This window comes from Agrobacterium sp., from assembly GCF_032092815.1.
Classification (GTDB): Bacteria; Pseudomonadota; Alphaproteobacteria; order Rhizobiales; family Rhizobiaceae; genus Agrobacterium.
This window is the reverse complement of record NZ_DAMDBP010000004.1, coordinates 120,811-132,010: the sequence shown is the minus strand read 5'-3', so window position 1 is coordinate 132,010 and position 11,200 is coordinate 120,811. Positions and strand designations below refer to the sequence as shown.

Annotated in this window: 10 protein-coding genes and 3 pseudogenes; 11 read left to right on the top strand and 2 right to left on the bottom strand. The window is 56.3% G+C overall.

Annotated features, from left to right (window positions below; translation table 11 throughout):
• Positions 1-2: 2 nt before the first annotated feature.
• Positions 3-731: a FadR/GntR family transcriptional regulator gene (locus RT613_RS03425; protein ID WP_313613000.1), complete on the top strand. Its 729-nt coding sequence runs from the start codon at positions 3-5 to the stop codon at positions 729-731.
• A 141-nt stretch (positions 732-872) separates the two neighbouring features.
• Here the strand turns inward: RT613_RS03425 and RT613_RS03420 are convergent.
• Positions 873-1,106: pseudogene (locus tag RT613_RS03420) on the bottom strand (L-idonate 5-dehydrogenase); the annotation flags it as partial.
• A 247-nt stretch (positions 1,107-1,353) separates the two neighbouring features.
• Here RT613_RS03420 and RT613_RS03415 point away from each other — a divergent pair.
• Positions 1,354-1,494, top strand: coding sequence for a DUF1127 domain-containing protein (locus RT613_RS03415; RefSeq protein ID WP_313612998.1), 141 nt, complete (start codon positions 1,354-1,356; stop codon positions 1,492-1,494).
• A 277-nt stretch (positions 1,495-1,771) separates the two neighbouring features.
• Here RT613_RS03415 and RT613_RS03410 read toward each other — a convergent pair.
• A pseudogene (locus tag RT613_RS03410) lies at positions 1,772-2,520 on the bottom strand (SDR family oxidoreductase).
• A gap of 89 nt (positions 2,521-2,609) precedes the next feature.
• Here RT613_RS03410 and RT613_RS03405 point away from each other — a divergent pair.
• The 9 genes and pseudogenes from RT613_RS03405 to RT613_RS03365 all read left to right on the top strand — a co-directional run.
• Positions 2,610-2,990 carry a helix-turn-helix domain-containing protein gene (locus RT613_RS03405; RefSeq protein ID WP_313612996.1) on the top strand — a complete coding sequence of 127 codons (381 nt, stop codon included), beginning with the start codon at positions 2,610-2,612 and terminating at the stop codon, positions 2,988-2,990.
• Between the two features lie 377 nt (positions 2,991-3,367).
• Positions 3,368-4,303 carry an ABC transporter substrate-binding protein gene (locus RT613_RS03400; RefSeq protein WP_313612994.1) on the top strand — a complete coding sequence of 312 codons (936 nt, stop codon included), beginning with the start codon at positions 3,368-3,370 and terminating at the stop codon, positions 4,301-4,303.
• Complete coding sequence (locus RT613_RS03395) at positions 4,293-5,345, top strand: iron ABC transporter permease (protein WP_313612992.1); 1,053 nt, start codon at positions 4,293-4,295, stop codon at positions 5,343-5,345. The genes RT613_RS03400 and RT613_RS03395 overlap by 11 nt, the downstream gene beginning before the upstream one ends.
• Positions 5,342-6,358 (top strand): iron ABC transporter permease, encoded by a 1,017-nt coding sequence (locus RT613_RS03390; RefSeq protein ID WP_313612990.1) that lies wholly within the window; start codon positions 5,342-5,344, stop codon positions 6,356-6,358. The genes RT613_RS03395 and RT613_RS03390 overlap by 4 nt, the downstream gene beginning before the upstream one ends.
• Positions 6,351-7,151 carry an ABC transporter ATP-binding protein gene (locus RT613_RS03385; protein WP_313612988.1) on the top strand — a complete coding sequence of 267 codons (801 nt, stop codon included), beginning with the start codon at positions 6,351-6,353 and terminating at the stop codon, positions 7,149-7,151. Before RT613_RS03390 ends, RT613_RS03385 begins: the two co-directional genes overlap by 8 nt.
• Positions 7,152-7,187: 36 nt before the next feature.
• Positions 7,188-8,078: a MurR/RpiR family transcriptional regulator gene (locus tag RT613_RS03380; RefSeq protein WP_313612986.1), complete on the top strand. Its 891-nt coding sequence runs from the start codon at positions 7,188-7,190 to the stop codon at positions 8,076-8,078.
• A 369-nt stretch (positions 8,079-8,447) separates the two neighbouring features.
• Positions 8,448-9,182 (top strand): XRE family transcriptional regulator, encoded by a 735-nt coding sequence (locus tag RT613_RS03375; protein ID WP_313612984.1) that lies wholly within the window; start codon positions 8,448-8,450, stop codon positions 9,180-9,182.
• Entirely contained in the window at positions 9,179-10,765 is a 1,587-nt protein-coding gene (locus tag RT613_RS03370) for an ABC transporter substrate-binding protein (RefSeq protein ID WP_313612983.1), read from the top strand. The genes RT613_RS03375 and RT613_RS03370 overlap by 4 nt, the downstream gene beginning before the upstream one ends.
• Positions 10,766-10,823: 58 nt before the next feature.
• A pseudogene (locus RT613_RS03365) lies at positions 10,824-11,200 on the top strand (ABC transporter permease); the annotation flags it as partial.

Here is an 11,200-nt window from a genome sequence, read left to right as displayed (position 1 = left end):
CCATACAGGCGTTGAAAACACATATCAGCGATAGCCAGCTGGAATCCGGATTCAAACTCGGCTCGCTCAATGAACTGTCTCAGCAATTTGGCGTCAGCAGAACAGTTATTCGTGAAGCGGTCTCGGCTTTGCGGTCTGACGGCATCGTCGAATCACGCCACGGGGTTGGCGTCTTTGTTCGCAACCAGCCACGCGCGAATGCGCAGGAGCCAGAAACCTATGATGCCGATGTGGCACTTGCACCTTTTGCGCGTCTGAAAACATCATTCATGGACCTGCTCGAATTGAGAATGGCCTTTGAGGTGCATGCCGCAGGGCTTGCGGCCACCCGCCGCTCATGGGCACAGGAATCCAACATATGGAACGCTGCCCGGCAGTTCGAATCGTCACTGGAAGACGAAGCAGCACTTGATCATCTCGACTTCATTTTTCACCGCTCCATCGCCGAAGCCACCAACAATGGTGCGTTCATCGAATTCTTCAGCCTGATGAGCCTGCAGATCCTGCCGCAACCCGCCTTCTCCAAGCAGTTGAACCCTGCCCTTATCACGCCTGACTACATTCAAAATACCGTGGTCGAACATCGCGCCATCTGCGAGGCAATCAGTTCTGGCAGTTCCGAAAAGGCCAGAGAAGCCATGCGGGCACACCTTAGCCGCAGCCATTTGCGCTATCGCGGCTTCTCAGATGGGGGCACCTCGCCGCTCAGCAATGTCGCGCGCGAAGACTAGGCTGCATGCCCATACCTGGGTTTATTTTGATGGCGTTTTATGATTCGATTTCCTTGAACGGGGATCGTCATGCGCCGTCACGAACTGACCAATGAGAAAGAACCGTTATCACGCCCCCTGCACCCAACCGACAGCTCTGGAGTTGAGCGGGAAGGCGCCGGTCAGAAGTGGTTTGAGATCAACATGGCCCTTGTTGATGAAGTCCACCGCAAGCCCGAATTTCTTATGGAACCGGAACGAGCCCTTCATCTCGATTTCCTTGGCAACCACCATGTTCTGCGGAATGGAAACATCACTACCCAGCCCAAGCTGCATAACGGTTGATCACGGCCGAAGAACATCAAGACCCGAGCGCACCGCACTATGGTTCGCAGTGCAACTCATCGAAGCAACGATCCCGAGTTTGATCGTATCTGTGGCGTAGGCAGCACCGGAGACGATCGTCGTTTGACCAACACAAGTCCATTCTGCCGCTATAGCGTTTCCTTATATCGGGGCAAGAAGTTGCGCAAAGCGCGTGCACGGTCGGCATTTTTGCATGCCTTCCATGCAAGCAAATGCCTGTATTTTTGGCATGAAAATGGGCATATTTTGCGCATCCAAAACACAAAGGTTACGCAAAATGAAACTGCATGAAACTGTCCGGAAATTCTTCCGCGAACGCAAAGCTGCCGCCGAGCTGCACGCTCTTGACGACAGAACACTCTCTGACATCGGTGTAAGCCGTTCGCACATCAGCGCTGCCGTCAAGGGCCGGTTCTAATAACCGTCCCTTCCGGAGCGTGTGCCAATCCCGGTGATTGGGACAAATGTTGCCGATGACCTCGCCACTTCTTCACGCAATGAAATTGCGGGATGAGACAGATATCAAGGCCTGCATCCGGTGCCGAATGGCACCCCAAGATATCGGCGCATGAGACATATTGAAAACATCAATATCTCCCCGATGATCAACAGGCCTATTCTCTCTAAACGTCATGGCTGGCAAAATGACAGACCGAGCGCATCTGCGCCCGATCATTGATAACTGCAGTTTTGCGTCAGAGATTACCGACCCCACCATCGACCTGCAATTCCGTACCAACGACGAAGGCGGATTCGTCTGAGGCAAGAAATACCGCTGCCTTGGCAAGTTCAAGCGGCGTGCCCATGCGTCCAATTGGCACCAACTGGCGAATTTCCTGGCGTAATGCCTCTTCCGTATCGCTTTGCAGACCGAGCTTGCCCAATGCAGACGTTTCAGTCGGTCCAGGGCTTAAACCATTGACCCTGATGCCACGATCCTTGAACTCCCCAGACAAAGTGCGTGCCAGTGACAAAATGCCAGCTTTGCTGGCGGCATAGGCGCTGGATTGCGGCAAACCGATATGCGCGGAAACCGAACCGCACAGGATGATTGATGCCGACGTCTTGAAAAGCGGCAAAAGTGCCTGAACGAGAAAAAACGGTCCCTTGAGATTGGTGGCGAACAGCGCGTCGTATGTTTTTTCGTCCCAGTCCTGCAATGGGCGATGGGTCACATCACCGGCATTGACGAATAGCACGTCGACAGATGGCCAGATCTTTGCCAGTTCTGCCGCAAGCTGACGCTGGCTTCAATCTCACCGGCCTCATTGGCAATGGTGATGACATCGCCACCCAATTGATGTTTGGCCTCTTCAAGCCGTTCAATTGAACGTCCTGTTATGGCGACCTTCGCCCCCTCATTCAAAAACTGGCGTGCGGTTTCCAAACCAATCCCGCTTGTCCCACCGGTTATTAGGGCGTGTTTGCCTGAAAGGCGTCCCATGCAATGTCTCCTATTTGTGTTGCAGGAGGATTGTCATGGCTTTACTATCCTTTGTATAGTAGGCACCAAATTGCTACTAAAGGAAAAAAATGAAAAAAAGTGCCGAGCCGTTTGAACAGGGGCCACGCTGCCCCATGGTTGACTTCGTCAATCTGATTTCCGGCAAATGGGCTATTCCCGTGCTTTACCGGTTGATTGTCGAAAACCGGCCTGTGCGCTTCAGCACGCTGCAGCGGGCAGCAAGACCTATCACGCAAAAGGAACTGACCCGCCACCTGCGGCTGTTCGCAAGACAGAGCTTGGTAAAACGCACCGTCTACCCGGAAATGCCGCCGCGGGTGGAATATGAGATCACGGAACTCGGACGGACATTAAAACCAACGCTGGATTCGCTGGCGGTCTGGATGACAACCCACGGCCCTGCCATACGGTCTGTTGCCGATACCGATCTTGAAGTTCAAACGTCCTAAGTCAGCGCACCATCGCTCAGCAAAGGTCGTGTCGCTCGTACAATCGCGTCTATCGCCACCCGCAAACGTGGTAACATCACTGGCGATGCTGGCCATATCACGTGAATGGGCAGATGCCCAGCAATCTGTTCTTCCATCACGGCCACAAGGCGTCCGCTTGCCAAACAAGAGAGCCATGCCATGCCGCACCGTCCCTTGCACTGCATACCACAGGAACAATAGCGCGGTCGACGTGCATGACGAGATACGCACACATTAAACATGACTAATTGAAGAAAGTATATTGAAATAAAAACTACAAATGTGTAGTCAATCCAACGTGACGCCGCCGTGGCATCGCCCTGGAGACATCGCGGCCCTGCCGCCGAGAGACACACATGACCTTGATCCGTTTCTTTTTCACACGTCCCCTCAACGTCCTCTGCGCGGCGCTTTCCCTTGCCGTGCTTGCTTTGATGAACCTGCCGGCTCAGGCACAGGATGCGCGTACCATCACGCACGAACTGGGTGAAACCAAAATAACCGGCAAGCCTGTTCGCATCGTTGCGCTGGAGTTTTCCTTTGTGCAGGCGCTGGATTCGCTCGGTATCACGCCGGTCGGCATCACCGATGACAACCAGCCAGACCGCATCGAGCAAAACCTTGGCAAAAAGATCGAATATAGTTCCGTCGGCACCCGTCTTGAGCCCAACCTTGAGCTTATCAGCGCCCTGCAACCTGATCTCATCATTGCCGATGAACGTCGCCACGGCGCAATCTATGAGCAACTGAGCGCCATCGCTCCCACCATCGTGCTCAACAGCTGGGATGGGACCTACAAGGACATCAAGGATGCTGTCGTAACGATCGCCGACGCGGTTGGCGACAAGGCAAAGGGCGAAAAGGTCGTTGCCGATCACGATGCAAGAATAGCCGCCATCGCAGCCAAAATTCCAGCAGACAATAACCGCAAATTCATGCTGGCGGTGGCGACGGCTGACAACTGGTCACTGCACACATCGGATTCTTTCAGTGGCTCGATCTTCGCAGCCATCGGCGTCGAAACAGCGATCAACGCCGACAAGCCCGTTGAAAGCGGCGTTGGCCTCGAACGTCTCGTTGCGGTCAATCCTGATGTCCTGCTCGTGGCAACCGATCCAGGCGGCACGATCTTCAACCGGGTACAGGACAACTCGGCATGGAAAGCCATCGCGGCCGTAAAGAACAACCTGGTTTTTGAGGTCAACCGCAACCAGTATGCCCGTTTCCGCGATCTGCGCACGGCAGAATTGATTGCCAACGACGTTCTGACCAAGGTCTTCAATGCCCAATAAGGCTCAGGTGGCCGCAACACCTGCCGCCGATAAGAAAGAAAAGGCCAGATGGAGCGCCGAAAGGCGTCTCCATCCACTCTGGCTTTTGGGCCTATTGATTGCGCTGCTTGTGGTAACGGCCATCGGCAACCTCATGGTTGGTGCTGCCGATCTTTCGGTGCAGCAATCGTTACGTGCCTTGTTTCAACCCGATGCCTCGGTCGAAACCGCATTGGTCTGGGATGTGCGCTTGCCACGCGTGCTTCTGGCGTCACTGGTGGGCGCCAATCTCGCCGTCGCTGGCGTACTCATTCAAACACTCACCCGCAATCCGCTCGCCTCACCACAAACCTTCGGCATAAATGGCGGCGCAGCACTTGCCATTGTCGTTTGTATCATCGCCTTTCCAGGTCTGTCGGGTGGAACGACCGTACTGCCAGCCTTTGCCGGAGCAGCGGGCATCGGCTTCATCATGTGGGTTCTGTCCCTGTCCAACGCCATCACGCCGCTAAAGCTGGCGCTTGCCGGTGTCGCTCTGCAATTGGTGCTGGCCGCACTTGTGCAGGCAGTGCTCATCGCCAACAACGCCTCCACCGATATTGTCTATTGGCTGGCGGGTTCGGTCACCTCGGCACAGTGGTCGAAAGTCATGACCATCCTGCCCTTCACTCTGGCCGGCATTGCCGTCACCATTGCAGGCGGCCATCACTTCAGCCTGCTTGCGCTTGATGCCAGCACGGGGCAGTCACTTGGTCAAAACGCACGCAGAACCGGTGGTCTTGCCTCGGTGCTGATCGTGCTGCTTGCTGGTTCGGCCGTTGCCGTCGCCGGTCCCATCGGTTTCGTCGGATTGATGGTGCCCCATATTATCCGCAGTCTCGTTGGCGAGGACATGCGCACTGTTTTGACCTTAAGTACAGTTGCCGGTCCGCTTCTGCTGGTTGGCGCTGACCTTGGCGGCAAGCTCATCACCTATCCAACAGAATTACCGGTCGGCATTGTCACCGCCATCCTCGGCGCGCCCGCTTTCCTGCTGATCACCTGGAGAAACCGCACCCCATGAGCATCGCGCTGGTTGATCCCGCCACATCAAAACCGCTGCGCACCACGCTTGTTTGTGTCGGTCTGGCGGTCTTGCTCGTCGTTCTGGCACTGGTGAGCATGGCACTCGGTGCAGTGCCATTGCCGCTTGACCGTGTGGTGGCTGGTCTTTTCGGTGGACCAGACGCCTTCATCATCGGGCAATACCGCCTGCCACGCGTCATTGTCGCCATGCTTTCAGGTGCTGCATTGGCTTTGGCAGGTCTGTTCCTGCAGGTCGCACTGCGCAATCCGATCGCCTCTCCTGACGTGGTTGGCATTACCAAGGGCGCGGGCCTCGGCGCCATGCTGGCACTGATCTTTGCACCGCCGGCCTGGATCGTCTGGAGTGTTCCGGTAGGTGTTATAGCCGGTGCCGGGGCCGTCGCCATGCTGCTGCTCGCCATTGGCCGTGGCCTTGGCGGCGGCGTTACCACACTAGCCCTTGTCGGCGTTTCACTCGGCGCCCTGGCACAAGCGATGATGCAGTTTCTCATGGTGCGCTACCCGCGCGGCATTGATCAAAGCATGGTCTGGCTTGCAGGCAGCGTTTACGGCAGCACCATGTCCGACATCCTGTCACTGTCGATCTGGCTTCTCGCCTGCCTGCCCGCAATTGTCGTGCTCGCTATGGCGCTTGATATCTCGGCCTTTGGTGACGACACACTGAAAAGCCTGGGCATATCGCCCAGCCTGTTGCGCACCGGACTTGTGCTGACCGCGGTGATGTTGACGGCAGGCGCGGTTGCCAGTGTGGGCAGCATCGGTTTTCTCGGGCTGCTCGCACCCCATATTGCCCGCCTTATGGTCGGGCCGCGTGCCCGCCATCTCGTTCCGGCAACCGCCTTTACAGGGGCACTGGCGCTCCTGCTTGCCGATCTGATCGGTCGGCTGGTCGCATTGCCCAATGAAATTCCAGCCGGCATCGTCGCTTCGGTGATTGGCGGTCCCTACCTGTTTTTCCTGTTGTTATGGGAGGCGCGCCGCCGTGGCTGATGTTCAACAAGACCGTTTACAAGCAGCAACGCTCAGCGTGGGTTATGGTGTAGCGCCGGTTCTCGATCAGGTTTCTCTGGCCATTCCTGACGGCAAGATCACAGCCTTGATTGGTGCCAATGGCTCCGGAAAATCGACACTGCTACGCACGCTCGCACAGGTGCTCGACCCGATCGCCGGCACCGTATTGCTGGATGGCAGGGACATAGCCCAAAGCCCACGCAAGGCCGTTGCCCGCATCGTGGCGCTTTTACCGCAAAATCCAATCGCGCCGGATGGCTTGACTGTGCGGCAATTGTGCCGTTTTGGCCGTTATCCGCACAAGCCGTTGCTTGCACGTTCCAGTGCGCATGATGAGGCTGTAGTCAATCAGGCGCTCAGTTCCGCCGGTCTTTCTGATCTTGCCAACCAGCCGCTTCACCGCCTGTCTGGCGGACAACGTCAGCGCGCCTGGATTGCCATGGCCCTTGCTCAGGAAACGCCGATCCTGCTGCTTGATGAACCCACCACCTATCTCGACATCGCCCATCAGATGGAGGTGCTGCAGCTGCTGCGTCAACTCAACAGGGATCAGGGCCGCACCGTGGTCATGGTGGTTCATGATCTCAATCATGCAGCGCAATTCGCCCACCATATCATCGCCGTTGCCGATGGCGGCATCCATGCCGCCGGTCACCCGCAAGACCTACTGACCGCTGAATTGATCCAGACGGTGTTTGGCGTTGCTGCCATGGTCGTTCCTCACCCAGCCGATGGCACCCCGCTCTGCCTGCCGCTTGCCGCTGCGTCATAGAGTGACGGCTTCCTCACACTGTGTTAGGCACCTTGAATGACTGACCCATCACATAGAGATCAGGGCGTTGCCCAAGCCTCGGCCCTGCTGCAGCAACATTATGATGCCAATGCGCGCACGCTGACACGCACCGAGCGTCGCGTCGCGGATTACCTGCTGACGCTGGCACCAGCTGATCTGGCCTTTCGCAGCGCCGAGGAAATCGCGGCAGCCAGCGCCACCAGCGATGCCACGGTCATCCGCACGGCTCGCCGTCTTGGTTTTTCCGGTCTGCCCGAACTCAAGCGGCTGATCACACGCTCCATTGCCACCCATACCTCGCCCGGTAAACGTCTCGGCCACAAGATAAAATCTGTTTCCCCCGACGCTCTGGCTGCACGGGATGCCATCTTCACTGCGGCACAGGAGATACTGGAATCCACCCGCGAAGCGCTGGATCCTGCCGCTGTGGAACAGGCGGTATCGCTATTTGAAAACGCCGGTACGGTGTGGTGTCTGGGCATCGGCGTGGCGGAACAGCCAGCCCGGCATCTTGCAACCGGCCTTTTGCGCGCGGGACTTGTCACACGGGTCCTCGCCAGCAGCGGGTTTGATCTCGCCAATGCGGCTATTGGTCTGCGCCCAGGTGACTGTCTCGTCATCTTCCACGCCGCCACACGCCGCAAGGATGTGGCAGCCCTGATCGATCATGCCGCAAAGATCGGTGTCTCGACCGTCCTCGTCTCCGGCACGCAGCTGAATGAGTTGTTTCGGGACAAGGTCACGGTTGCCCTGCATTCCATGGCCGTCGCCTCCAAGCTGGCAAGCTGGCTGATCGGCGCAACGGTGATCGGTGATCTGCTCACCTTCCGGTTTTCGGCACGCAATCCAGAACGCGCAACGCAAATGCATGACCAGCTGAACCAGTTGCGAGCGAAGTTCGAGTAACCCAAACGGTCATTTGAATCGAACGAACAACAACGTAAAATTGAGTTCAAGCATTATTGATAAATGCCGCGGCCAGTTCCCCGACTCCGCTACTCACGCCCAGTTTTATTTTAGGGCATGACCAACATTGTCTCTTAGCCATCAGAAATAGAGGTGATGATTTCCCACGGGTTTCTGAAGAGTGACCATCTTCAAACCTCTTCTTTTCGGCGTGCAACGGCCAATAGAACACAGCCGCACGCAGCACCTTCGCCTCGACATCATCGAAATCAACCAAGGATAGAATTTTTAGTCTGACTAAAAAATGCTTGACAAAATTCCACTGCGATCTTTTGATTGAAGTAATACTAAAAAAGAGTGGAACTAAAAATGAATCCTGTCAGCGGCACTGCGCATAGCGCAGCCGAGATTCAGCCTTTGGGAGAACGGTTGCGCCTTTGCCGTAAAGAGCAGGGTCTGACCTTGCAGGAGGTTGCCGATAGGGCCGGGTTTTCAGTCGGTTTCATTTCGCAGATCGAGCGCGGCATTACCGTCCCCTCCCTGACATCACTGGTCGCCGTTTGCCGTGTCCTGAAAGTCGACGCGGGTTCATTCTTCAACTCTCAAAAACCCAATTCCTCTGTGACACGCCGCGAAAGCCGCGAGGCCTATGGGCTTGGTGGTGAAGCCGGGCGCGCCGTCACCTATGAGCGCCTTTCCGCCTCCTTTCCGGGAAATGTGCTGCGCAGCACCCTTATCCATGAGCCGCCGGGTTATCGAAGCGAACCGATGTCGCATGAGGGCGAGGAAATTTTCTTCGTGCTGGAAGGTGCGCTGACCATCGAGATCGATGGCGAGCGCATGATTCTGGAAGCTGGTGATTCCGCGCATTTCCCCTCCACCCGGGTCCACGCGACCTGGAACCATACGACAAGTCCAACGACCGTTTTTCACACCTGCACGATGGATGTCTTCGGGGACGACCACAGCAGCGGTGACGGCGACAGTCTTGTCGTGAGACGCGCAGCCAGCCGCCGCAGCGCTCCAAAGCAGCCGGTCATCGGGACCAAAACGCCTCCCATGAAGTCCAATAAGCCCATAACAAAAAAGGGGAACAGGAAATGAAAAACAGCCTGAAACTACTATCCGCGGCATTGATTGCCACGGCTTCCCTCTACGGATACGCCCAGGCCGAAACCGTGCTCAGACTGGATGAATCACCCGTTGGTGAACTCGATCCAGCCAAGGCTTCGGACTACGCCGACTCCATCCTGATGTTCAATGTTTATGACGCGCTGGTCATCCCCAAGCAGGGCCAGCCTGGATATGATCCCTACCTTGCGACCGGCTGGGAAATCGATGGAACGACATATACGTTCAAGCTGCGCGATGATGTGAAATTCCAGAGCGGCAATCCACTGACTGCAGACGATGTCGTGTTTTCGCTCGATCGCATGAAGGCACTGGGCGCAGGTCTTTCCTACCTGTTCACCAAGGTTGAAAAGGCTGAAGCGGTTGATGCAACCACTGTAAAATTCACGCTTTCCGAACAGGATGCCCCCTTCATCTCCGCGCTCACCCGTCTTCCAATCGTTGACAAAAAGCTGGTACTGGAAAACCTCGGCGAAGGTGACGGTGAGATGAAGGACTGGGGACAGGCCTATCTTTCCGGACATGCTGCCGGCAGTGGCGCCTACAAGGTTGTCTCGCACAATCCGCAGGAAGAAACCGTCATGGCCAAAAATGCCGGCTACTTCACCAGCGTTCCAGCCAAGGCACCGGATACGGTACGACTGCGTTACGGCCTGGAAGCCGCCACCGTCAGAACCCTGATTTCGCAGGGCCAGCACGAAATTTCCTCGCAGTGGTTGCCGCCGGAAGTGTTGAAGTCACTGGCAGCCAGCGGTGCGCAGCTGCTGACCGAGGGGGGCACCTCTGGCTTCTACGTCAAGATGAACACCACCAAGGCCCCGTTCGATGATGTCGAATGCCGCCTCGCCGTGTCCTATGCCTTCGACTACAACGCCGCTGTCAAAATCGTTGCCGTCAACGACACCATCTCGCAGGGCAGTGCCGCCACTGGCCCTATCCCTGTTGGCATGATGGGTTCCCTGCCTGCAGACCAGACACTGGCGCAGGATATCGACAAGGCCAAGGAACATCTGGCCAAGTGCAAATACAAACCGGAAGATATCAAGATGGATATTTCCTGGATTGGTGAGGTGCCGCTTGAAGAACGTTTTGCCCTCTTGATGCAGGCCAACTTCATGCAGCTGGGTATCAAGGCAAACGTCAAGAAAATGCCCTGGGCGCTGTTTTCCGAACAGGTAACGAAGGCAGAAAACACACCTGAAATCAGCCAGGTCTTCGTCAACACCATGACCGGCGACCCTGATACATTGCTATACAGCATGTATCATTCAAGTGCTGCCGGCACATGGATGTCGCCAGAACATCTGAAGGACCCGGAGGTTGACGCATTGCTCGACAAGGGCCGTGAAACAACCGACGAAGCAGAACGTGCCAAGATCTATCAGGAGCTTGGTGTGAAGCTGAAATCCATTGCCCCGTCCATCTATGGCCAGGACCAGATTTCGGTTTTTGCTGCCTCGCCCAAGGTGTCCGTGCCAGCGCTTACCGATCCTGCCAAGGCATTTCCTCTTGCAGCGTTCGGTTTCACATTCCGCCTGATGGAAATGAACGAGTAAAGGCAACGCGCCGGGCGAACGCTCGCCCGGCACCCCTTTAACCCTTGAAAGAAAACAGATGTTTCCTGTCCTGCATCTTCTTGCGAAGAAGCTGGGTACGTCGCTTATTGTCCTTTTTGGCGTATCCCTGCTGATCTTTGCCATAGCCCGGATCATTCCCGGCGACCCGGCGCGTATCGCGCTTGGCCCCAATGCTTCGGCTGAGGCCGTCGAGGCTTTGAGATTGAAGCTGCACCTCGATGCACCGTTCATCGAGCAATATGGCTACTTCATCGGCAATCTTTTGCGCGGTGATCTCGGCATTTCACTTTATACCAACCGCCCGGTAACAGCCGACATCGCACAGTTCCTGCCGGCCACGCTCGAGCTGGTCATCGTCGCCGGCATCATGATGGTGGTGTTGGGTGTGCCGCTTGGTGTTCTGTCCGCGCGGTT

Coding starts and splice junctions, on each gene's coding strand:
- RT613_RS03415 (WP_313612998.1), top strand. CDS start 1,354: ATGAAACTGCATGAAACTGTCCGGAAATTCTTCCGCGAACGCAAAGCT.
- RT613_RS03405 (WP_313612996.1), top strand. CDS start 2,610: ATGAAAAAAAGTGCCGAGCCGTTTGAACAGGGGCCACGCTGCCCCATG.
- RT613_RS03400 (WP_313612994.1), top strand. CDS start 3,368: ATGACCTTGATCCGTTTCTTTTTCACACGTCCCCTCAACGTCCTCTGC.
- RT613_RS03395 (WP_313612992.1), top strand. CDS start 4,293: ATGCCCAATAAGGCTCAGGTGGCCGCAACACCTGCCGCCGATAAGAAA.
- RT613_RS03390 (WP_313612990.1), top strand. CDS start 5,342: ATGAGCATCGCGCTGGTTGATCCCGCCACATCAAAACCGCTGCGCACC.
- RT613_RS03380 (WP_313612986.1), top strand. CDS start 7,188: ATGACTGACCCATCACATAGAGATCAGGGCGTTGCCCAAGCCTCGGCC.
- RT613_RS03375 (WP_313612984.1), top strand. CDS start 8,448: ATGAATCCTGTCAGCGGCACTGCGCATAGCGCAGCCGAGATTCAGCCT.
- RT613_RS03370 (WP_313612983.1), top strand. CDS start 9,179: ATGAAAAACAGCCTGAAACTACTATCCGCGGCATTGATTGCCACGGCT.